A 21,489-nucleotide genomic window follows, 5' to 3' on the forward strand; every position below is an offset into this window, starting at 1 on the left:
GAAGTCGGACTCAAGTTCAAGTCGTCGGGACGGACGAGTCCGCGTCCAGCGTCCCGGGCGCCAGCCCGAGCAGCTCCGTGAGCGCGGGGATCGTCTCCGCCGCGTCGCGGTGCACGATCCCGCCCAGGCCCAGCGCCGCGGCCGCACGGATGTTCATCGCGAGGTCGTCGATCATGATCGCCTCGGAGGGCCTGACGCCCAGTCGCTCGCACGCGATCTCGTAAAGCGCACGCGAGGGCTTGCGAACCCCCTCACGGCCCGAGATCGCCTGAACGTCGAACAGCTCGTCGAGGCCGTGCCCCGTGTAGCAGTCGCGGCCGAGCGAGTTCGAGACCAGCGCCACCGCGATCCCCTCGTCCTTCAGTCGCCGCACGAGCCCTGTCATCGCGTGGTCCGGGTGCAGGTCGCGTTGCATGCGGGCGATGAGGCCCTGCGACTCCACGGTGGTCCCGCGTGCCGCGAGCGCCCGCGCGACCGCCTCCTCGAAGGCCTCGTCCTCGATGCGGCCGCACTCGTGGTCGACGAGGGCGGCACGGGCCTCCTCGTCGTCGGTCAGCGCACGCACGAGGGCGTCCGGATCGCCGCACTCCTCGCGGCTGAAGCGCTCGAACGAGGCGAAGACGCTGCCGGTGAGCACTCCCCCGAAGTCGAACAGCACCGCGCGGGGCGGCTCGGCGGAGGCGACGACGTCCGCGGCGGTGGCCGTCACCGGACCCGCGCCCGGGACGCGGCGTGCGCGAGCTCGCGCAGCTGGTCCTTGTCGATCGAGCGCTTGAGGATCTTGCCGGTGGCGCCCTTGGGCAGCGCGTCGACGAACGAGTAGATGCGCGGCACCTTGTAGGCGGAGAGCCGCTCCTTCGCCCAGGCACGGAGGTCCTCGCCGGTCAGCTGCGCGCCGGGCGCCGCGGCGATCACCGCGGCGATCTCCTCGCCGTAGTGGTCGTCGGGGATCCCGACCACGGCGACCTCGACGATGTCGGGGTGCTCGTAGAAGACCTCCTCCACCTCACGCGGGTAGACGTTGTACCCGCCGCGGATCACGAGGTCCTTCACGCGGTCCACGATCGTGAGGTAGCCGTCGGCGTCGACCGAGCCGAGGTCGCCCGACTTGAGCCAGCCGTCCTTCAGCTCGGCGGCGTTGGCCTCGGGGCGGTTCCAGTAGCCCTTCATCACCGTCGGCCCCTTGATGAAGACCTCGCCGACCTCACCCGGCGCGAGCACCTGACCGCTCGCGTCGCGGATCTCGACCTCGGCGCCGGGCAGCGTCGGGCCGGTGGTGCCCGTGCGCTGCTCGCGGTGGATGTCGTTGAAGGTCGCGGCGCCGGTGGTCTCGGTCAGGCCGTAGCCCTCGAGGATCGTGCAGCCGAACCGGTCGGTGAACGCGCGGATGATCTCGACGGGCAGCGACGCGCCGCCCGAGGTGGCCATCCGCAGCGAGGCGAAGTCCTCGCTCTGCCAGTCGCCCTCGGCGTGCAGCATCGCGTTCCACATCGTGGGGACGCCCGACACCGTGGTCAGCCGGTCCTGCTTGACCATGTCGAGCATCTTCGCCGGGTCGAACGGCGACAGCAGCGAGAAGGACGCGCCGATCGCGAGGGCCGTGTTCATGCACACGGCCTGGCCGAAGACGTGGAACAGCGGCAGCGCCGTGCCGAAGCGGTCCTCCCCCGTCAGCTCCAGCACGGGCAGGAACGAGTCGACCGTCCGGTCGAGGTTCGCGGCGGTGAGCTCGGCACCCTTCGGCCGCCCCGTGGTGCCGGAGGTGTAGAGGATGATCGCCGTGTCGTCCGGCGCATGGTCGTGGGCCTCCAGCAGCGGCTCACCGGGGAGCTCGAGGCCGGGACGGAGCTCCCAGAGCTCGATCCCGCGGTCGGCGGCCGCGGCGCGGGCCGCTTCGGCGCACTCGTGCCAGGCGATGACGAGCGAGGCGCCCGAGTCGTCGAGCACGTAGCCGATCTCCGGCGCCGTGGACATCACGTTCATGGTCGTCACGGTCACGCCCGCGGCATGCAGGCCGTAGTAGACCTCGGGGAACTCGGGGATCGTCGGGGCGATGAACAGCACGCGGTCGAGCGGCGACAGCCCGGCGGCACGCACCGCGCCGGCCACGCGCTGGTTCGTCTCGCGCAGCTCACGGAACGTGATCGTCCGGGGCGAGCGGATGGCCACCCGGTCCGGCTCGCCGTCGGCGTGGGCCCAGACCCGCGAAACGATGTTGACCATGCGTCGTCCTTCGATCAGCCTCGGTGTGACGCGCCTCATGGGGCTGCATCACAAGATGAACTTGGGTTCAATTTTAATATCGTATCCCGCGGGCCCCCGCCTGACCACCCCGGACGACTCCACCGCCACATGAGGGCGGATTCAACTCTGGGTAGGGTGGCGCCCATGCACACCGTTGCCCGGCCCACCATGGACCAGATCGACGCCCTCGGCACCGCGCTCTCGCTGGTCGCCCTTCCCGAGTTCGAGGACGGGAACGGTCACGTCAACGTCGGCCACTACTACCGGCTCCACATGGAGGCCGGCGACGCGGCGTTCCAGCGCCTGGGATTCGACGAGGAGTACCGAGACCGCACCGGCCACAGTGTCTTCAGCGTCGAGCACCACATCAAGTTCCTCGACGAGTCGCTCGTCGGCGACGAGCTCTCGGTGCACCTGCGCCTGCTGGGCGTGAGCGCGAAGGCGCTGCACGCGCAGACCATCTTGGTGAACCGCTCCCGCGGGACCGTGGCCAACACGCTGGAGTTCCTCGAGCTGCACGTCGACCTCACCACCCGCCGCACCACGGCCATGCCGCAGCACCTCGTCGCGCCCCTGGAGGCCCTGCGCGACGAGCATGCCGCCCTGCCGTGGGGGCTTCCGCTGGCCGGACCCCTCGGCGTCCGCTGAGCCCGTCGCGCCCTGCGCCTGCGTTCGTGCTCGGCTAGCGTCGAGTCGTCGGACAGGAGGGGCGATGCCGGACACGAACGAGCCCGAGCGAACCCCCGACGGTCACTTCCTGGTGATCGGCGGACGGCGGTGGCGCGCGAGTGACCCCGCGATCCCCGGTCCGCTGCGCCAGGAGCTCGTCGACGAGTTGATGAGCGCCCGCCGCGCGGTGAAGGCCGGAGAGCCGGACGCCCGCGATCGGGTCGGCGACGCGAAGGTCGCCCTCGGTGAGCGCGGCCGGCCGTGGTGGGAGGAGCCCACCGACCACTCGCTCGCCACGCGCTCCGAGGCGGCCGTCCGCGCCCTGCTGCGCCACCGCGACGGCACCACGATCTGCCCCAGCGACGTCGCTCGGGTCGTGGGCGGCGACCACTGGCGGCGCCACATGGACGCGGTGCGCGAGGTCGCCGACGCCCTCGCCGGGACCGGAGCCGTCGTCGTCACCCAGCGCGGCGAGACCGTCACCGCGACGACGGCGAAGGGGCCGGTCCGGATCGGACGCGGCGACCGCTTCGCCTGACCGTCAGCGGACGCGCACGACCTTGCTCGACTTCGCCGACGTGGTGACCCCGTCGCCGGAGTAGACCACGCGGATCCGGTGCTTGCCCTTCTTCGTGACCTTCGGCAGCAGGATCGCCACCTTGCCGCCGTTCTTCACGTACAGGCGCTTCGTGGCGATGCGCTTCGACCCGTCGTACACGCGGATCGTTCCGGTCGGGCGGACGAGCGGCGCGGAGACCCGCACGACCAGTCGCGCCCGCTTCGTGCGCTTGAGGCTCGACGGCATCGACATCGACACCCGGGCCCTGGCCTTCGTCCTCGGCACGGAGACCGTGCCGGCGCGGTAGACACCGGCGAAGCTCCCCGAGACGACCGTGTCGCGAGCCGTGAGGGTGCGACCGAGGTCGGCGCCGGTGATTCGGTAGCTCGATCCCGAGCCGATGCGCGTCGCTCCACGCCACCAGGTGATCGCCGACGTGCCGCCCTTGTTGGTCAGCCCGCGCGAGGTCGCGCGAACCACTCCCCCGGGCTTGACCGTGCCCGAGATCGCGGGTGCTCCCAGCGGTGCCGTGACCTTCGACAGGTCGAGGATGCCCGTTCCGCAGGACGTGCGTCCCGACGACGTGCAGTCGATCGTGTCTGTGGTGCGCTCCACGCCCCCTAGCAGGATCGTCCCGGAGCCCTTGATCACCGGGGAGAACGGCTGCACGGCGGCCTTGAGCCTCGACTCGACGGCGGCCGGGCTCGTGACCCCGAGGGAGTACAGCAGCGCCGCTCCCGCCGCCACGGCCGGCGCGGCCATGCTGGTGCCCTGGTACCAGCCGTACCCGGGCTCGGTCGGTCCCTCCAAGCCCTGGTTGACCGTGGAGAGGATGCCGCGGGTCTCGCTCGAGGGCTGGATGTTCTGGTCGCCGCCCGGCGCCGCGATGTCGGCCCCGTCGCCCGCCGTGGAATACCACGCGCGGTGGCCCGTGTCGCTCGTCGCGGTCACGCTGACGTAGCCGTCGCACGACGCCGGCACGCTGCCTGCGAGCGGGAAGATCGTGGAGGCGGACGCGTTCCCCGCCGAGGCGACCAGGGTGGCCCCGTTGGCCCGCGCCACCTCGGCGACTTCGCCGTAGTACTCACACGCGGCCGCCACCTCGTCGGGGTCGTCCGACTCGCCGCCGAGCGACAGGTTGATGACCTGGGCCGGCGTCCGGTTCAGGGGCACGCCGTACTCGCGCAGGTCGTACCCGGAGGACCACAGGATGCCCGCGGCGATGTCGGAGTCCCAGCCGCCGCAGTGGCCGGTCACGCGTACCGGCTGCACCTTGACGCCCGGCGCCACGCCCGCGACGCCGATCCCGTTGTTCGACTTCGCCGCCACCGTGCCGGCAACGTGCGTGCCGTGCCAGGAGCTGTCCGAGACGTAGTCCGCGGGGTCCTCGCCCTCGGGCAGGCCGCACTTGACCGCAAGGTCCTCGGACACCCAATCGCCGGGGTCGGAGGGATCTGCGTCCCAGCCATCGCCGTCGCCGGCGCTGATGTAGCTCTCGTCGTAGAAGCAGTCCTCGCCGGAGACGGTGCACTCGTCATCGACGAAGTCGTAGCCGGCGACGGTCTGGCCGGCCAGGTCAGGGTGGCTCGTGATGCCGGAGTCGACCACGGCGACGACCACGGAGCCGCTGCCCCTGGTGGCACGCCAAAGAGCGGGGGCCTTCGTCGTGTAGCCGCCGCTCGTCGCCACGCCCTCGATCTCGTCGCGCGTGTCCCACAGGTTGCCCTGGGCGGTGAATTCCGGGTCGTTGACGCTGACCGGGGGCGCGCTCGACACGGTGCGCAGGGTGTCCGGTACGACCCACTCCACGTCCGCCCGGTCCTTGATCGCCTCGATGGCCGGGTCGAGGTCCTCCACCGCGACGGGTCGCTCCAGCCGCAGCATCGACAGGCCCTGGGGCCCGGACTGGGTCGTGGCGACGTCGACGGCGACCGGCAGCTCCGCGTCGGCACTGCGCGCCAGCGACGTGCGCCGCGCCACGGATGCGGTCCTGGCCTTCACGATCAGGCCGCGGGCGACGCGTGGCGCCTGCTTCGCCGCGGGCGACTGCGCCCCCGCGGGCTCCGGCGACGGAGCCGCGGACGCGCCCGTGGACACCAGCGCCGAGGCGACGAGGAGAAAGGGCAGGGCGGAGAGGGCGAGGCTGCGGCGCACGGTGGTCCTGACTCGAGGTGGCTCCCCCGACGGGAACGACAGCAGCAGGATAGGGCAAATCCCACGTGTCCCAGAAGCCCCACCGCCCTCAGCTCAGCGGACGCGGACCACCTTGCTCTTCTTCGCGCTGCTGACCTTGGCGCTGCCGGAGTAGATGACGCGGATCCGGTGCTTGCCCTTCTTCTTGATCTTGGGCAGCTTGATCGTGACCTTGCCCTTGTTCTTCGAGTAGATCTTCTTGGTCGCGATCCGCTTCTTGCCGTCGTACACGCGGATCGTTCCGGTGGCCCGGACGTACGGTGCCGTCACCTTGACGGTCAGCTTCGCGCGCTTGGACTTGCTGAACTTCGACGGCAGCGCGAACTTCAGGCGCGGCTTGGACTTCACCACGACCGAGCGCTGGTGGAAGATGCCGCCCGAGCCGTTGGTGGCCGTGGCCCGCACGGTGACCCGCTTGCCGAGGTCGGCCTTCGTCACGCGGTAGGTGCTGCCGGTCCGCACGGCCTTCGAGCCGCGGTACCAGGTGAGGCGGACCGTCGCGCCGTTGCGCCAGCGACCCGGGCTCGCCACGAGCGTGCGTCCGGGACGCGCCGCACCCCTGAGGCCCGGCGCCGTGAGGGGCGCCTTCGCGGTCAGCACGCCGTGGGCGTTCACGACACCTGCCCCGCAGGAGGATGCGGAGCAGCTCGCCGCGCGGCGGGCGGTGGCCTTCAGGACCCGCTCCACGACGTCGGGGCTCGTGATGCCGACCGAGTACGCCAGCGCGGCCGTCGCCGCGACCGCGGGGGCAGCCATGCTGGTGCCGTCCATCGCCGCGTACGTGTTCGCCCCCGGCGCGTACTGACCACCGTTGTAGGTCGACGGGATGCCGACGCCCGGAGCCGCGACGTCGACCCCGGCACCGTGGTTCGAGAACGACGCGCGGTTGCCGTTCCTGTCCGTGGCGGCCACGGAGATGAAGCCCGGGCACGACGACGGGACGTTGTAGACGTGGTTGCCACCGTTGTTGCCGGCAGCCGCGACGATCGTCGAGCCGCGCTGGCGTGCGATCGAGGAGATCTGGCCGTAGAACTGGCACATCTCACGGACGTACCCCCGGTCGGGCGTGTACCCGCCCAGCGAGAGGTTGATGACCTTCGAAGGCGTGCGGTTCACCGGGATCGAGCCGTGACGGCGGCCGTCGTAGGCGGTCACGTTCGCGCCGGACGCCCACAGGATGCCCATCGCGATGTCCCAGTCGGTGCCGCCGCAGCGGCCCAGGACGCGCACGGGCTGCACCTTCACGGTGGGGGCGATGCCGACCACGCCGGTGCTGTTGTTGCGCTTCGCGGCGATCGTGCCCGCCACGTGGGTGCCGTGCCAGCTGCTCCGACCGCCGGACAGGTACGGGCACATGCCGCTGCTCTCGCGCCCGTCGCCCGGGTCGGCGGCGTTGGCGTCCCAGCTGCTGCGGTCGTTCGCGCTGATGTAGGAGCGACGGTAGGCGATGCGCGAGCACGAACGATTCATGCAGTCGTACTCGTCGTCGACGAAGTCGCGGCCCGCCACGAACTGGCCGGCCAGGTCGGGGTGGCCCAGGATCGCGCCGGTGTCGAGCACGGCGACCCGCACGTTCGGCGAGCCGGTGGTGATGTCCCAGGCGCGGTTCGCCTGCACGCCCCACGCGCCGGTGAGGTTCCACAGCGAGTTGTTGGTGAAGTACGGGTCGTTGGCGGTGGCTGACGGCAGGCGCACGCCGTTGGGCACGGCCCACTCGACCGCGGGGTCCTCGTTGAGCTGCTCGATCGCGTCGTCGAGGTCGGTGGCGTCCACCTGCTCGGAGAGGTCGAGCACGCCGAGGTCCTGGGTGCCCGAGGTGGAGTCGGCGACGCCGACGCCGTCGGGCAGCTCGGCGGCCACGTCGTCGGCGAGGTCGGCGACCTCGGCGTCGGTGTCGTCAGCGAGCTTCACGATGATGCCGCGCGCGGGCTGCGGCACCTCGGTCGTGTTCAGCAGCGACGGCTCGATCGGCTCGGTCTGGGCCACCGCGGCCATCGCGCCGCCGGCGAGGGCGAGCGACGTCACGAGCGGGACGACGAGAGTGAGTGGACGGCGCAGGCGCTGCGTCATGTGGTGGGCCTTCCCCGAGTCAACAGGCGCCTCACCGCTGAGGGGCCCCGCAGATCATATCCCGAAAGCGCCTGATTCCCCGACTCGATCGCCGCGGTATCCGGGAACGACGCAGCGCCCACCCCGTGCGGGGTGGGCGCTGCGTGCGGAGGTGTTACTTGGTCTCGTCCTCGGTGGCCGCGGGGGCCTCCTCGGCGACGGCCTCGTCGGCAGGCGCCTCGGTGACCTCAGCGGTCTCCTCGGCGGTCTCGTCGGTCACGGTCTCCTCGACCGGGGCCTCCTCGACGACCGGAGCGGTCTCGGCCTTCGTCGCCTTCTTCTGCGACTGGGGCTCGAACTCCTTGGCCTCGACGATCTCGATGACGGCCATGGGGGCGTTGTCGCCCTTGCGCGGACCGATCTTCGTGATGCGCGTGTAGCCGCCCGGACGGGTGGCCATGGACGGGCCGATCTCCGTGAAGAGGGTGTGCAGGACGCCCTTGTCACGGATGACCTTCACGACGTGGCGGCGGTTGGCCACCGTGTCGGTCTTGGCCTTCGTGATGAGGTGCTCGGCGTACGGGCGCAGGCGCTTGGCCTTCGCCTCGGTCGTCGTGATGCGGCCGTGCTCGAACAGGCTCTGGGCCAGGTTCGCCAGGATCAGCCGCTGGTGCGAGGGGCTGCCGCCGAGGCGAGGACCCTTGGTGGGGGTGGGCATGTCGTTACTCCTGAATCAGTGGTGTCAGAGCAGTTCAGTACTGCTCGTCCTCGGCGAAGCTGGCGTCCTCGTCGAAGTTGTCGATGACGGCGGACGGGTCGAATCCCGACGGGCTGTCCTTGAGGGCCAGACCGAGCTCGGCGAGCTTGGCCTTGACCTCATCGATCGACTTCGAGCCGAAGTTGCGGATGTCCAGCAGGTCCTGCTCGCTGCGCGTGATCAGCTCACCCACCGTGTGGATGCCCTCGCGCTTGAGGCAGTTGTAGGAACGGACGGTGAAGTCCAGGTCCTCGATCGCCAGGGCGAGGTCGGCAGCCAGCTGCTCGTCGACCGGCGACGGGCCGATGTCGATGCCCTCGGCCTCGACGTTCAGCTCGCGCGCCAGACCGAACAGCTCGACCAGGGTGGACCCGGCCGACGCGATCGCGTCGCGCGGCAGGATCGAGGCCTTGGTCTCGACGTCGATGATCAGCTTGTCGAAGTCGGTGCGCTGCTCGACTCGGGTGGCCTCGACCTTGTAGGTGACCTTCAGCACGGGGCTGTAGATCGAGTCGACCGGCATGCGGCCGATCTCCTCGTCGCCCGTCTTGTTCTGGACGGCCGAGACGTAGCCGCGGCCACGCTCGACGACCAGCTCGATCTCGAGGCGGCCCTTGCCGTTCAGCGTGGCGACGTGCAGGTCCGGGTTGTGGACCTCCACACCGGCCGGCGGCGTGATCGCGGCGGCGGTGACGTCACCGGCCTCGTCGGCGCGCAGGTACATCACGACGGGCTCGTCGATGGTCGAGGAGACCACGAGGTTCTTCAGGTTGAGGATGATCTCGGTGACGTCCTCGGTCACGCCCTCGACGGTCGAGAACTCGTGGAGGACACCGTCGATCTTGATCGAGGTGACGGCCGCACCCGGGATCGACGACAGCAGCGTACGACGCAGCGAGTTGCCGAGGGTGTAGCCGAATCCGGGCTCCAGGGGCTCGATGACGAACCGCGAACGGAACTCGTCGACGACCTCTTCGGACAGGACGGGGCGCTGGGCGATCAGCATGGTTCTTCCTTTCCGGACCCACCGCTATTTGAGGGCCGGTTAAGTGGACAGATGGGGTGGATCAGATCTTCGAGTAGAACTCGACGATGAGCTGTTCCTGGATCGGCACGGTGATCTGCTCGCGAACCGGGCGCTGGTGCACCAGGATGCGACCGCGATCGGGCGAGACGTCGAGCCAGCCGGGCACGACGTCGGCGTCGTGGGTCTCACGCGCGACGATGAACGGCGTGGTCTCCAGGCTCTTGGCCTTGACGTCGATGATGTCGTGCTTGCTGACCTGGAACGACGGGATGTTCGTCTTCACACCGTTGACCAGGAAGTGACCGTGGGTCACCAGCTGGCGGGCGTGACGACGCGTGCGGGCCAGGCCGGCACGGTAGACGACGTTGTCCAGGCGGCTCTCGAGCAGGCTCAGCAGGTTGTCACCGGTCTTGCCGGGACGGCGCGAGGCCAGCTCGTAGTACTTGCGGAACTGCTTCTCGAGGACGCCGTAGGTGTAACGCGCCTTCTGCTTCTCCTGCAGCTGGGTGCGGTACTCCGACTCCTTGACGCGGGTGCGGCCGTGCTGGCCGGGCGCGTACGGACGGCGCTCGAAGGCCTTGTCCCCACCAACGAGGTCGACGCCGTAACGGCGCGACTTCTTGGTGAGAGGTCCGGTGTAACGGGCCATGGTTGATTACTCCTTGAGGAAAAGTCGACGACGCGTCAGAGACGACGGTGCTTGGGCGGACGGCAGCCGTTGTGCGGGCTGGGGGTCACGTCAGAGATGGTGCCGACCTCGAGGCCGACGCCGCTGAGCGACCGGATCGCGGTCTCACGTCCGGAGCCGGGGCCCTTGACGAAGACGTCGACCTTCTTCATGCCGTGGTCCATCGCCTGACGTCCGGCGGCCTCGGCGGCCATGCCGGCGGCGTACGGAGTCGACTTGCGCGAGCCCTTGAAGCCGACGGTTCCGCCGGAGGCCCACGCGATCACCGCACCGCTGGGGTCGGTGATCGTCACGTGCGTGTTGTTGAACGTGCTCTTGATGTGGGCTTCGCCCTGAACGACGTTCTTCTTTTCCTTGCGGCGCACCTTCTTGGCGCCGGAGTTCTTCGGGGGCATCGGCTACCTCACTTCTTCTTTCCGGCGACGGTGCGCTTCGGGCCCTTGCGGGTGCGCGCGTTGGTCTTGGTGCGCTGGCCGCGAACGGGCAGGTGCGCACGGTGACGGCGGCCCTGGTACGAGCCGATCTCCATCTTGCGGCGGATGTCCGCGGTGACCTCGCGGCGCAGGTCGCCCTCGACCTGGTAGTTCGCCTCGATGTGGTCACGAAGTGCGACGAGCTGGTCGTCGTTCAACTCGTGAACGCGGGTGTTGGGGTCGATGCCGGTGGCGGCGAGGGTCTCGATCGCACGAGTGCGACCGACACCGAAGATGTACGTGAGTCCGATCACCACGCGCTTTTCGCGCGGCAGATCCACTCCGACGAGGCGTGCCATGTGCTGGCAGTTCCTTTCGGTTCGGCAGAGGTGTCGTCACCTGGGGCACCTCGATCGCCTCGATCGAGCTCCGGCCTCTGCGCCGGAGGTGACACCCGGGACTCCGCCTGGTGGCGGGGCCCGGATGAGCCGTCAGATGTTCAGGGTGCTGCGTTGAAGAAGAGGTTCTCTGCTCAGCCCTGGCGCTGCTTGTGGCGCGGGTTCTCGCAGATCACCATGACGCGGCCGTGGCGACGAATCACCTTGCACTTGTCACAGATCTTCTTCACGCTCGGGTTGACCTTCATCGAGAAGCTCTCTCTTCGGTACGAACTGAACGTGGGGGATTTTTAGTTGTCACTTGTAGCGGTAGACGATGCGTCCGCGGCTGAGGTCGTACGGCGAGAGTTCCACCACGACCCGGTCCTCGGGGAGGATCCGGATGTAGTGCTGGCGCATCTTGCCGCTGATGTGCGCCAGGACCTTGTGGCCATTGGCCAGCTCGACCCGGAACATCGCGTTGGGCAGGGCCTCGACGACCGCACCCTCCATCTCGATGACGCCTTCTTTTTTCGCCATACACCTCAACTTCTTCGTATCGACTGATCGACCTGACACGCACGTGTCCCCACCTCGAAAGGTCTGCCGGAGGGCATGGGGATACGGCCCGACAAGGCCGACACACAAGTCTACGCCGAAAGGGGTGCTGGACTCAAATCGGCCAGGGGACGCCGGCCTGCAGGACGGCCGCGTCGAGCGCGGCGGTGCGCAGCCCGGTGATCTGCTGGTACTCCGGGTCGGCCACCATCGCGCTGAACGCCTCGCGCGAGGGGTACCTCACGAGCAGGATCGCGTCCCACGACCAGCCGTCGGGGGCGACCAGCGCCGTGGCCAGGTCGCCGGCGTGAACGACCTCGCCGCCGACCTTCGCCAGGAACGGGCCGATGCGCTCGGAGTACTCGCGGTAGGACGACGCGCCGTCCTCGCGGAACTGCAGCAGGTTCAGCATCACGACGGGACCGCCGGGGTCCTCGGCGAGGAACCGCTTGAGGTCGGCACCAGTGGGATCGACAGGCATGGCCCGACCCTAGCCGGGTTCAGCCCAGGCCGGTGATGAGCGCGCGATGGAACGCGCTGCCCCGCTCGAGCGTGTCGATCGCGACCTTCTCGTTCGGCGCATGGATCGAGTCGCGCTGGGCGCGGGTCATGTGCAGCGGCGCGAACCGGTAGACCGAGTCGCTGATCCGCGTGAAGTGCCGCGAGTCGGTGCCGCCGGTCTGCACGTACGGCACGACCGCGATCCCCGGACCGAGCGCCGCGACGGCCTCCCCCAGGGCGCGCCACGCGTCGTTGTCGGTGCGCGAGACCGGGGGCGGGTCCTCGCCGTCCATCCGCTCGATCTCGATGCCGAGCCCGCGGAACAGCCGCTCGAGCCGGCCGCGCAGCCGCTCACGGGTGTCACCGACCGCGAGCCGGACGTTGACGTTCGCGCGCGCCTCGGTGGCGAGCACGTTGCGGGCCGGGCTGCCGCTGACCTGGGTGACCGCCATCGTCGTGCGGACCATGGCGCCGGTCTCCTTGCCCAGCCGCGCCAGCAGCTCGGCGACCGGACGGTTGGCTCGTCCGGCGTGCTGGAGCACCGGCGCGAGCGGCTTCGGCACCAGTCCCGACAGCGCGTCGAGCATCTGCAGGACCGGGTCGGACAGGTGCGGCGTCGCGGGATGCCGGTCGATCCGCACGATGGCGCGGGCCAGGCGCGCGGTGGCGCCGTTCTTCGCCGGCGTGGAGGCGTGGCCGCCTCCCCCGCGGGCGAGCAGGCCGACGTCGACCGTGCCCTTCTCGACGATCGCGACCATCGCGGTGGTCGCCGACACCCCCGGCAGCCCGTCGTCGACGATCGCGCCGCCCTCGTCCGAGACGAGCCACGGGCGCACGCCCATCGAGTCGAGGTGGTCGACCACCTCGGCCGCGCCGTGCCCGAACACCTCCTCGTCGGACCCGAACGAGAGGTAGACGTCGCGGGCCGGCTCGAAGCCCTCGGCCAGCAGCGACTCCACCGCCTCGGCGATGCACACCAGCGGCCCCTTGTCGTCGAGGGCGCCGCGGCCGTGGACGAAGCCGTCCTCGATCACCCCCGCGAACGGGTCGCGGTCCCACTGCTCGGCCGGTGCGGGCACCACGTCGTAGTGGGCCATCAGCACCAGGGGCCGCTCGGGGCTGCGGCCCGGCCACCGGAAGAGCAGGGTGCCGCCCGGGAACTCGGTGAGCTCCAGGGCGGCGTGCAGGCTCGGGTACAGCCGGGCGAACGTCTCGCGGAAGGCCACGAACTCGGCCTCGTCGCGTTCGTCCGGGGCCGACACGGTACGGCAGCCGATCAGCTCGGCCAGGCGTGCGGCGGCGTTCATCGTCCAATCTCCTCCTCGATCCCGGCCGGGTCGGCGAACGCCAGCCGCGGCACGAAGGTCAGTCCCACGGCGGCCACGAACGCCGTGGCCGAGCACACGATCCAGACCGTGTAGTAGCCCGACATCGACGCGGCGGCCGCGTGGGTCGCGCCGGCGGCCAGGGCCACCCCGAAGATGCACGAGGCGAAGGAGCCGCCGATGGTCTTGGTGGTGTTGGTCAGGCCGGTGGCCACGGCGGTCCGGCCCTCGGGCGCGGCGGCTGCGGCGGCGGCGGGCAGGGCGGCGACGAGCGCGCCCGAGCCCAGACCCGCCACCACCATGCACGCGGCCATCTGGGCCACCGAGAAGTGCAGGGGCACCAGCGCCGCGTAGCCCACGCCCACCAGGCCCGCCGCCGCGATGAGGCAGGCGCGTGGCGTGAAGCGCTGGCTCAGTCGCGCGAACACGAGCGCACCGACGAGCATCGAGAGCACGTAGCCGCCGATCACGGGGGCCACAGAGGTCGCGTTCAGGCCGAGCCCGTAGCCGTGGACGTCGGGGTCGGTCTGGGCGAACGTCGAGAGCGGGATCTGTGCGCCGAGCACGCTGACGCCGAACAGCAGCGCGGTGAACTGCACGGGCCACATCGATGCCTGGCGCATGACGCGCAGGTCGATGATCGGATCAGGCACTCGCAGCTCGTACCGGACGAACGGCACCAGCACGAGCGCACCCACGACGATCGCGAGCCAGGGCCACGGGGACGCGACGCCGACGACCCGCACGAGCGAGAGGCCGCCGGTCACCAGCAGCAGGCTGGCGCTGAGGAGCAGGAGCCCGGGGCCGTCCAGGCTGCCGGGCTGGCGCTCGTGCGCGTCGGGAACGAAGCCGACGATCACGAACACGACCACCACGGTCAGGACGCCGGGCACGGCCAGCACCATCCACAGCGAGCCGAACAGCGCCGAGGTCGCACCGGCCGAGAGCGCTCCGGCGATCGCACCGGCCTGCAACGCCGCGACGATGACTCCGGTCGCCCGCCGCGTGGCGGCCGCCCGCTGGGGCAGCCCCGCGCTGCGGCGGTAGATCAGCGCCACCTCCAGCGGCAGCCACACGGTGAAGACGCCCTGCAGCGCCCAGAACACGAGATAGGTCTCGAACGAGGTCGCGAAGGCGATGCCGCACGTGGCGACCGCCGTGAGGACGGCCGCCCACACCAGCACCCGCTGGTGGCCGATGAGGTCACCGAGCTTGGACAGCGGCGGCACGCACAGCGCCGAGAGCAGCAGCTGCGCCGCCTCGAACCAGTTGACGTCGGCGTCGTTGATGTCGAGGTGGCGGGCGATGTCGGTGGCCAGCGGCGTGTAGTAGCCCTGCAGGAATCCGCTGACGAACTCCACGAAGACGAGCGCGCCCACGAGTCCGGCCCCGACGGAGGCAGCGCGATGTCGTCCCATGCGCCACAGGCTAGACCCCTCGGCCGGGCCCGGCCCACGGATCGCGAGTCAGTCCCCCGCGACCCCGTGCCGGTCGTGGATGAGCCGCGACAGCACGATCGAGGTCTCGGTCTGGCTCACGCTGGCGGCGCCGACGCGGATCTGCTCCAGCGCGGACTCGAGGTCGCGCACGTCCTCGGCCACCAGGTGCAGGATCGCGTCGGCGGCGCCGGAGACGGTGGCCGCCGCGTGGACCTGGGGCACCTGCAGGAACGCCTCCCGCAGCACGCGCGGCGAGATCGTGCCCTGGCAGTGCACCTCGACGTAGGCCTCGGTGGTCCAGCCGCGGTGGTGCGGGTCGACGACCACGGTGAACCCGCTGATCACCCCGGACTCCACGAGTCGGTCCACCCGGCGCTTGACCGCCGGCGCGGACAGCCCCACCCGCGAGCCGAGCGCGGCATAGCTCGCGCGGCCGTCCTCGGTCAGGGCGTCCAGCAGGGAACGATCGATCTGGTCCAGGCTCATGGGCGCAACGTATCAAACCTAGAGGGCCAGAATGCACAAGAAAGCGAAGGTCACGCGAGGGATAAACGGCTGGTTCTGCCCGTCCCCAGTCCCTACGCTCGTATCATCCCCCGCCCGAGGAGCTCCATGACGCAGATCCTGACCACGCCGCGGGCCGCTCCGGCCCGCAGCACGCGCACGCGCCACTACGTGATGTGCCCACCCACCGCGTTCGAGGTCGTCTACTCGATCAACCCGTGGATGGACCTCACCAACGCGGTGGACACCGGGCTCGCGCAGGCACAGTGGCAGGGTCTCCAGGACGTGTACCGGGCCCTCGGCCACCGCGTCGACCTGCTGGGCGCGGTCCCGGGCCTTCCCGACATGGTGTTCGCCGCGAACGGCGCCGTGTCCGTGGCGGACCGCACGTACGGCGCGGCCTTCGCCTTCCCGCAGCGCCAGGCCGAGGCGCACGCTCACGTCGACTTCCTCCGCGCCGCCGGCCGTGAGGTCCAGCGGCCGACCCACACCAACGAGGGCGAGGGCGACTTCCTCGTCCTGCGCGACGTCGTGCTCGCCGGCCACGGCTTCCGCACCTCCCCCGACGCCCACCGCGAGGCCGAGGCGGCCCTCGGTCGGCCGGTCGTCTCGCTCGAGCTGGTCGATCCGCGGTTCTACCACCTCGACGTCGCGCTCGGCGTGCTCGACGACGGCTGGGGCGACGCGCCCGCCGACATCGCCTGGTTCCCCGGTGCGTTCAGCCCGGCCGCGCGCCGCACGCTGCGACGCCTCTTCCCCGCGTCGCTGGAGTGCTCCGAGGCCGAGGCGCTCGCGTTCGGGCTGAACCTCGTCAGCGACGGCGCGAACGTCGTGCTCCCGACCGAGTCGCCGGAGCTCGCGAGGACCCTGCAGGACCGTGGCTACCACCCGGTGCCGGTCGAGCTCTCCGAGTTCGTCAAGGGCGGTGGCAGCGTGAAGTGCTGCACCGCCGAGCTGCACCGCTGAGCCGACGTCAGGCGGCGACCCGCGGGCGGCGGCCCATCCGGGCCAGCAGCTTCGTCTGCCGGTCCGCTTCGTCGGGGACGTCGACCGGCCGGCCGAACACTCCGTCGTCGTAGGCATGGTCGCCGAAGCCCGCGAACGCGGCGTCCATCGCGTCCATGTCCCCGTCGGAGAACGTCGTGGGACGTCCATTGGAGGCGCCCAGGTCCCAGCCGTGCACCACGAGGTCGAAGCCGTAGAAGGAGTCCAGCGTGGCGCCGATGGTGGTCCTGCCGAAGAAGCCGTCGAACTCACGCGAGGCCACGGCCGCGTCGCAGGCGTAAGGGCGGACGGCGTCGAGGTGGGCGGCCCAGGCCTGCGCGGGGGCGCCCGCCGGACGCTCCCCGAGGTCGAGGTCGTGCCGCGCGAAGAAGTCGCGCTCCGAGTCGATCACGTGCGCGACCACGTCGGCGGCGGTCCAGTCCGCGCACGGGGAGGTGGCGGACCAGTCCGTCGTGGCGTCCACGGTGGCGGAGAAGCGGTCAGCAGCGTCGAGGTAGAAGGTCATGCCTCCAGCATGGTCGCGGGACGACCTCGACTCTTGAAAGAATCCGACACATGTCCGGCGACCACGAGGTGCGGCGCATCGATCCGACCGAGCGAGCCCACCTGCTCGACGCGTCGGGCTACACGCCGCCGATCCACCGGTTCGCCCCCTCCCCCGAACTGGCGTCGGTGGTCCGGCGGTACTGGATGCCGGTCTGGGCTCTCCCCGAGGGGAAGGTGTCGGTGCAACGCGTGCTGCAGTACCCCGTCTGCCTCCTGGTCGTCTCCCACGAGTACGCCCTCCTCGTGGGACCGAGCAGCGGACTGTCCACCACCGAGCTCCACGGCTCCGGCTGGGCGCTCGGCACGATGCTCCAGCCTGCGGCCGGGCTGGCGCTCGCCGGCGGGCCGGTGGACCGGCTGACCGACGCGACCGTGCCCCTCGCCGACACCGACCTGGTCGCCGGCATCCGCTCGGCGATCGGTGAGGACCCGCTGGATCCGCAGCGTCAGCGGGCCGCCGTCGCGGTGGTCGAGGAGTCGCTGGCCGGGCTCCTGCCGGTGGACGAGGAGGGCCTGCTCGTCAACGCGATCGTCGAGTACGTGGAGGGTGATCCCGAGGTCCAGCGCGTGGGCCAGGTGTGCGAGAAGTTCGCCCTGACCGAGCGCACACTGCAGCGGCTCACCGCGCGGCGCATCGGCCTCTCGCCGAAGTGGCTCGTCCAGCGCCGACGGCTCCACGAGGCGGCCGAGCGCCTGCGTGAGGAGGCCCGTCCCGATCTGGCGCGCGTGGCGGCCGACCTCGGCTATGCCGACCAGGCCCACTTCGGACGCGACTTCCGTGCCGTCACCGGCCTGACGCCCGGAGAGTTCGCGGCCGAGCCGCGCGCCTGACCCGGCCCCCGGCGGTCAGACGTCGTCGCCGCTGTCGGCCGAGAGGACGAGCCACCCGCCCTCGGCGAGCTGGAGATCCCAGGTGTCCTCCGGGCCCTTCGGCCACCGCACCGTCACCGTGGCGCTGTCGTCGAAGATCTCGACGCCCATCGGCACCTCCTCGAGGTCGGTGCCGTCGGCGCTCCACCGGCCCTGCTGCTCGCGAACGTCGCCGCACTCGACCTGCTCGGGCACCAGGACCGTCTCCTTCACGACGTCGCAGTCCCCCGCGTCGGCGGCGAGGAGGTGGCGTCGCAGGACGGCCTCGGCGGCCTCCTGCTGCTCCGCGCCGTCGGCCGAGGCGCTGGGGCTCGGCCCGGCGCCGTCTCCCGACGACTCCCTCTGGCCGCACCCGGCGAGCAGGATCACGGCCAAGAGGAGCGGGACGACCGACCGAAGGCTCATGCCCACAGTCTCCCCCGCGAGCCAACCGCGCCGCGGGCGCTCCACCCGTTGCCGCCCGCTACCGCCACCCTCGAAACCACGCCGGGTGGCCGAGGGCGGCTCAGGCAGGTTCGGCGCAGGGCACGCCGAGCTCGGCGAGGCGCGCGGCGCCACCGTCGAGCGCGGTGAGCACCCAGACGCCCTCGGTGGTCACCGTGATGGAGTGCTCGTGGTGCGCGGCCCAGGTGCCGTCGGTGGTGACGGCGGTCCAGTCGTCCTCGAGGATCGCGGCGCGGGAGGTACCCAGCGTGATCATCGGCTCGATCGCCAGAGCCATCCCCAGCGCGAGCTTCGGACCCTTGCCCCGCCGGCCGCTGTTGGGCACGTCGGGGGCCTGGTGCATCTCGGAACCGATGCCGTGGCCCGTGAAGCCGTCGGTGATGCCGTAGCGGCCCTGGCTGCGGACGTAGGACTCGATGGCGTGCGAGATGTCCCCGACCCGGCCGCCGATGCGGGCCGCGGCGATGCCACGCCACAGCGACTCCTCGGTGACCCGGTTGAGCTCGGCGACCTCGGGAGTGACCTCGCCGACCGCGACGCTGATCGCGGCGTCGCCGTGCCAGCCGTCGACGACCGCGCCGAAGTCGATCGAGATCAGGTCGCCCTCGGCGAGCACGCGGTCACCGGGGATGCCGTGGACGATCTCGTCGTTCACCGAGGCGCAGATGACGCCCGTGAAGCCGTGGTAGCCCAGGAAGTTGGACGTGGCGCCCTCGGCGGCGAGGCGCTCGCGCGCCAGCGCGTCGAGGTCGCCCGTGCTCACTCCGGGGGCGACGGCGCCGCGCAGCACCTCGAGGGTGCGTCCCACCACCAGGCCCGCCTGCCGCATGGTGGCGAGCTGCTCGGGGGTCTTCAGCTCGATCGACTCACCGAACATGGGGGTCCGCCACTCAGGCGCGCGTGGAGAGGGCCTCGGCGATCCGCGCGCCGACCTCTTCCGGACTGCCCATGCCGTCGACCTCGATCAGCAGGCCACGGTCGCGGTACACGGCCAGCAGGGGCTCGGTCTCGTTCCGGTAGACCTCCTGGCGGTGCCGGATGACCTCTTCGGTGTCGTCGGAGCGACCGCTCACCTTGGCCCGCTCGAGCAGGCGGCCGATGAGCTCGTCCTCGACGACCGTCAGTGCGATGACGCCGTCGAGGCCCGAGTCGAGGTCGGCCAGGATCTGGTCGAGCTTGGCGACCTGGTCGAGGGTGCGCGGGTAGCCGTCGAGCAGGAACGCCTCGCGGGCGTCGTCCTGGGCGAGCCGGTCGGCCACCATCGCGTTGGTGACCTCGTCCGGAACGTACTCGCCGGCGTCCATGTAGCGCTTGGCGGCCTGGCCCAGCTCGGTCTCCTGCGCCACGTTCGCGCGGAAGATGTCGCCGGTGGAGACGTGCGCACCGTTGATGCGCTCGGCGAGCGCCACGGCCTGCGTGCCCTTGCCCGCGCCGGGCGGACCCATGATGAGGAGTCGCGTCACTTCAGGAACCCTTCGTAGTTGCGCTGCTGCAACTGGCTTTCGATCTGCTTCACCGTGTCGAGGCCGACGCCCACGATGATGAGGATCGTGGTGCCACCGAACGGGAAGTTCTGGTTGGCCCCCACCAGGGCGATCGCCAGCATCGGGATCAAGGCGATCAGGCCGAGGTAGAGCGCGCCCGGCGCGGTGATGCGCGACAGGACGTAGCCCAGGTAGTCCTGCGTGGGCTTGCCGGCGCGGATGCCCGGGATGAAGCCGCCGTACTTCTTCATGTTGTCGGCGACCTCCTCGGGGTTGAAGGTGATCGACACGTAGAAGTACGTGAAGAACACGATCAGCGCGAAGAACGTGACCATGTAGTACGGGTGGTCGCCCGTGACGAAGTGGTCCTGGATCCAGGTGGCGGCACCGGAGTCGGAGTTGAAGTTGACCCACAGCACCGGCAGGTACATCAGGCTGGAGGCGAAGATGACCGGGATGATGCCGGCCTGGTTCACCTTGAGCGGGATGTAGGTGGAGGAGCCACCGAACATGCGGCGGCCGACCATGCGCTTGGCGTACTGCACCGGGATCCGGCGCTGGGCCTGCTCGATGTAGATGACCAGCGCGACCACGGCCAGGCCGACGGCCACGACGATGGCGAAGGTGGTCCAGCCGTTCGTCTGGCGGATGTTCCACATCGCGCCGGGGAACGTGGCGACGACCTGCGTGAAGATCAGGATCGACATGCCGTTGCCGACGCCGCGGTCGGTGATGAGCTCGCCGAACCACATGATCACCGTGGTGCCGGCCACCATCACCGTGACGATGAGCAGGTAGGAGGCCATGCTGTCGGGGCTGTAGAGCAGGGGCAGGTTGCAGGCGCCCTGGAACAGGTCGCCGCTGCGGGCCAGCGCCACGATGCCCGCGGCCTGCAGGATCGCCAGGCCCACGGTGAGGTAGCGGGTGTACTGCGTGATCTTCGCCTGGCCGGACTGGCCCTCCTTCTTGAGGGCCTCCAGCCGCGGGATCACCACGACGAGCAGCTGCAGGATGATGCTCGCGGTGATGTACGGCATGATGCCGAGCGCGAAGACGGTCAGCTGCAGGAGCGCGCCGCCGGAGAAGACGTTGATGAGGGCGAACAGGCCGGCGTTCTCGCCGCCTGCCGCGAGGTCGACACACTCGCGCACGTTCGCCACGTTGACGCCGGGCGCGGGCAGCATCGAGCCCATCCTGAAGAGCACGACGATCCCCAGGACGAAGAGGATCTTGCGACGCAGTTCAGGTGTCCTGAACGCGTTCACGAAGACTTTGAGCACGAACTTCCTCCCGCTTCACGGCATGACGCCGTCTGACTGTAACAGTGAGCGAAACGGGCGGGCTCTCCTCATGGGGAGAACCCGCCCGACGATCGCTTCGGATCCTGCAGTTGGCGTCAGGACGCGCTGACGGAACCGCCGGCGGCCTCGATCTTGGCCTGGGCCGACGCGGACACCTTGTCGACGGTCACCTGGACCGCGACGTCGATGTCGCCGCCACCGAGCACCTTGACGGGACGGCCCTTGCGGACCGCACCCTTCTCGACGAGGGTGGCCACGTCGACCGTGCCGCCCTCGGCGAAGAGCTCGGAGATCCGGCCCACGTTGACGACCTGGTACTCGACCCGGAACGGGTTCGTGAAGCCCTTGAGCTTCGGCAGGCGCATGTGGAGCGGGACCTGGCCGCCTTCGAAGCCGGCCGACACCTGGTAGCGGGCCTTGGTGCCCTTGGTGCCACGACCGGCGGTCTTGCCCTTGGAGCCCTCACCGCGACCCACGCGGGTCTTGGCGGTCTTGGCGCCCGGGGCGGGACGCAGGTGGTGCAACTTGATCGCCAT

The 21,489-nt window shown here is 70.4% G+C and carries 25 protein-coding genes; 4 read left to right on the plus strand and 21 right to left on the minus strand.

Annotated features, from left to right (window positions below; all coding sequences use genetic code 11):
* Nucleotides 1-16: 16 nt before the first annotated feature.
* On the minus strand, nt 17-709 hold the full coding sequence (locus B5D60_RS04775) for an HAD family hydrolase (protein WP_078699090.1): 693 nt from the start codon (nt 707-709) through the stop codon (nt 17-19).
* Nucleotides 706-2,223: an AMP-binding protein gene (locus tag B5D60_RS04780; RefSeq protein ID WP_078699091.1), complete on the minus strand. Its 1,518-nt coding sequence runs from the start codon at nt 2,221-2,223 to the stop codon at nt 706-708. Before B5D60_RS04780 ends, B5D60_RS04775 begins: the two co-directional genes overlap by 4 nt.
* A gap of 165 nt (nt 2,224-2,388) precedes the next feature.
* Here B5D60_RS04780 and B5D60_RS04785 point away from each other — a divergent pair, with 165 nt between their 5' ends.
* Both B5D60_RS04785 and B5D60_RS04790 read left to right on the plus strand, forming a co-directional pair.
* Nucleotides 2,389-2,892, plus strand: coding sequence for a thioesterase family protein (locus B5D60_RS04785; RefSeq protein WP_172806255.1), 504 nt, complete (start codon nt 2,389-2,391; stop codon nt 2,890-2,892).
* Between the two features lie 64 nt (nt 2,893-2,956).
* Complete coding sequence (locus B5D60_RS04790; RefSeq protein ID WP_153302875.1) at nt 2,957-3,451, plus strand: DUF3253 domain-containing protein; 495 nt, start codon at nt 2,957-2,959, stop codon at nt 3,449-3,451.
* 3 nt (nt 3,452-3,454) lie between these two features.
* Here B5D60_RS04790 and B5D60_RS04795 read toward each other — a convergent pair whose 3' ends face one another.
* The 13 genes from B5D60_RS04795 to B5D60_RS04855 all read right to left on the minus strand — a co-directional run bounded on the left by B5D60_RS04795 (nt 3,455) and on the right by B5D60_RS04855 (nt 15,285).
* Nucleotides 3,455-5,626, minus strand: a complete 2,172-nt coding sequence (locus tag B5D60_RS04795) for a S8 family serine peptidase (protein ID WP_078699094.1) — start codon at nt 5,624-5,626, stop codon at nt 3,455-3,457.
* Between the two features lie 93 nt (nt 5,627-5,719).
* On the minus strand, nt 5,720-7,735 hold the full coding sequence (locus B5D60_RS04800; RefSeq protein ID WP_078699095.1) for a S8 family serine peptidase: 2,016 nt from the start codon (nt 7,733-7,735) through the stop codon (nt 5,720-5,722).
* A gap of 154 nt (nt 7,736-7,889) precedes the next feature.
* Nucleotides 7,890-8,432, minus strand: coding sequence for a 50S ribosomal protein L17 (rplQ, locus tag B5D60_RS04805; RefSeq protein WP_078699096.1), 543 nt, complete (start codon nt 8,430-8,432; stop codon nt 7,890-7,892).
* Between the two features lie 34 nt (nt 8,433-8,466).
* Nucleotides 8,467-9,477 carry a DNA-directed RNA polymerase subunit alpha gene (locus tag B5D60_RS04810; RefSeq protein WP_078699097.1) on the minus strand — a complete coding sequence of 337 codons (1,011 nt, stop codon included), beginning with the start codon at nt 9,475-9,477 and terminating at the stop codon, nt 8,467-8,469.
* A gap of 61 nt (nt 9,478-9,538) precedes the next feature.
* Nucleotides 9,539-10,147: a 30S ribosomal protein S4 gene (gene rpsD / locus B5D60_RS04815; RefSeq protein WP_078699098.1), complete on the minus strand. Its 609-nt coding sequence runs from the start codon at nt 10,145-10,147 to the stop codon at nt 9,539-9,541.
* Between the two features lie 35 nt (nt 10,148-10,182).
* A complete protein-coding gene (gene rpsK, locus B5D60_RS04820) occupies nt 10,183-10,581 on the minus strand; it encodes a 30S ribosomal protein S11 (RefSeq protein WP_078699099.1) in 399 nt (132 codons plus the stop codon).
* A gap of 8 nt (nt 10,582-10,589) precedes the next feature.
* Nucleotides 10,590-10,958: a 30S ribosomal protein S13 gene (gene rpsM / locus B5D60_RS04825; protein ID WP_078699100.1), complete on the minus strand. Its 369-nt coding sequence runs from the start codon at nt 10,956-10,958 to the stop codon at nt 10,590-10,592.
* A 173-nt stretch (nt 10,959-11,131) separates the two neighbouring features.
* On the minus strand, nt 11,132-11,245 hold the full coding sequence (gene rpmJ, locus B5D60_RS04830) for a 50S ribosomal protein L36 (RefSeq protein WP_008361054.1): 114 nt from the start codon (nt 11,243-11,245) through the stop codon (nt 11,132-11,134).
* Nucleotides 11,246-11,294: 49 nt separating this feature from the next.
* A complete protein-coding gene (infA, locus tag B5D60_RS04835) occupies nt 11,295-11,516 on the minus strand; it encodes a translation initiation factor IF-1 (RefSeq protein WP_007078610.1) in 222 nt (73 codons plus the stop codon).
* A gap of 133 nt (nt 11,517-11,649) precedes the next feature.
* On the minus strand, nt 11,650-12,015 hold the full coding sequence (locus tag B5D60_RS04840) for a DUF1330 domain-containing protein (RefSeq protein WP_078699101.1): 366 nt from the start codon (nt 12,013-12,015) through the stop codon (nt 11,650-11,652).
* A gap of 19 nt (nt 12,016-12,034) precedes the next feature.
* Nucleotides 12,035-13,342, minus strand: a complete 1,308-nt coding sequence (locus B5D60_RS04845) for a M20/M25/M40 family metallo-hydrolase (RefSeq protein WP_078699102.1) — start codon at nt 13,340-13,342, stop codon at nt 12,035-12,037.
* On the minus strand, nt 13,339-14,778 hold the full coding sequence (locus tag B5D60_RS04850; RefSeq protein WP_078699103.1) for an MFS transporter: 1,440 nt from the start codon (nt 14,776-14,778) through the stop codon (nt 13,339-13,341). The genes B5D60_RS04845 and B5D60_RS04850 overlap by 4 nt, the downstream gene beginning before the upstream one ends.
* A gap of 48 nt (nt 14,779-14,826) precedes the next feature.
* A complete protein-coding gene (locus B5D60_RS04855) occupies nt 14,827-15,285 on the minus strand; it encodes an Lrp/AsnC family transcriptional regulator (RefSeq protein ID WP_078699104.1) in 459 nt (152 codons plus the stop codon).
* A gap of 126 nt (nt 15,286-15,411) precedes the next feature.
* On the opposite strand from B5D60_RS04855, the gene ddaH reads away from it, so the two are divergent.
* Nucleotides 15,412-16,269 (plus strand): dimethylargininase, encoded by an 858-nt coding sequence (ddaH, locus tag B5D60_RS04860; RefSeq protein WP_078699105.1) that lies wholly within the window; start codon nt 15,412-15,414, stop codon nt 16,267-16,269.
* A gap of 7 nt (nt 16,270-16,276) precedes the next feature.
* On the opposite strand, the gene B5D60_RS04865 is transcribed toward ddaH, so the two are convergent.
* A complete protein-coding gene (locus B5D60_RS04865; RefSeq protein WP_078699106.1) occupies nt 16,277-16,813 on the minus strand; it encodes a maleylpyruvate isomerase N-terminal domain-containing protein in 537 nt (178 codons plus the stop codon).
* A gap of 50 nt (nt 16,814-16,863) precedes the next feature.
* On the opposite strand from B5D60_RS04865, the gene B5D60_RS04870 reads away from it, so the two are divergent.
* The gene (locus tag B5D60_RS04870) at nt 16,864-17,685 is read left to right on the plus strand and encodes a helix-turn-helix domain-containing protein (protein ID WP_078699107.1); all 822 of its coding nucleotides are present in this window, start codon (nt 16,864-16,866) and stop codon (nt 17,683-17,685) included.
* A gap of 15 nt (nt 17,686-17,700) precedes the next feature.
* Here B5D60_RS04870 and B5D60_RS04875 read toward each other — a convergent pair whose 3' ends face one another.
* The 5 genes from B5D60_RS04875 to rplO all read right to left on the minus strand — a co-directional run bounded on the left by B5D60_RS04875 (nt 17,701) and on the right by rplO (nt 21,489).
* Nucleotides 17,701-18,129 carry a hypothetical protein gene (locus B5D60_RS04875; RefSeq protein ID WP_153302876.1) on the minus strand — a complete coding sequence of 143 codons (429 nt, stop codon included), beginning with the start codon at nt 18,127-18,129 and terminating at the stop codon, nt 17,701-17,703.
* Between the two features lie 100 nt (nt 18,130-18,229).
* A complete protein-coding gene (map, locus tag B5D60_RS04880; RefSeq protein WP_078699109.1) occupies nt 18,230-19,045 on the minus strand; it encodes a type I methionyl aminopeptidase in 816 nt (271 codons plus the stop codon).
* A 13-nt stretch (nt 19,046-19,058) separates the two neighbouring features.
* Nucleotides 19,059-19,631, minus strand: coding sequence for an adenylate kinase (locus B5D60_RS04885; RefSeq protein WP_269456871.1), 573 nt, complete (start codon nt 19,629-19,631; stop codon nt 19,059-19,061).
* Nucleotides 19,628-20,932: a preprotein translocase subunit SecY gene (secY, locus tag B5D60_RS04890; protein ID WP_078699110.1), complete on the minus strand. Its 1,305-nt coding sequence runs from the start codon at nt 20,930-20,932 to the stop codon at nt 19,628-19,630. The genes B5D60_RS04885 and secY overlap by 4 nt, the downstream gene beginning before the upstream one ends.
* Nucleotides 20,933-21,048: 116 nt before the next feature.
* Entirely contained in the window at nt 21,049-21,489 is a 441-nt protein-coding gene (gene rplO / locus B5D60_RS04895; protein ID WP_078699111.1) for a 50S ribosomal protein L15, read from the minus strand.

The sequence above is a fragment of the Aeromicrobium choanae genome (assembly GCF_900167475.1).
In the GTDB taxonomy this organism is placed as follows: Bacteria; Actinomycetota; Actinomycetes; order Propionibacteriales; family Nocardioidaceae; genus Aeromicrobium; species Aeromicrobium choanae.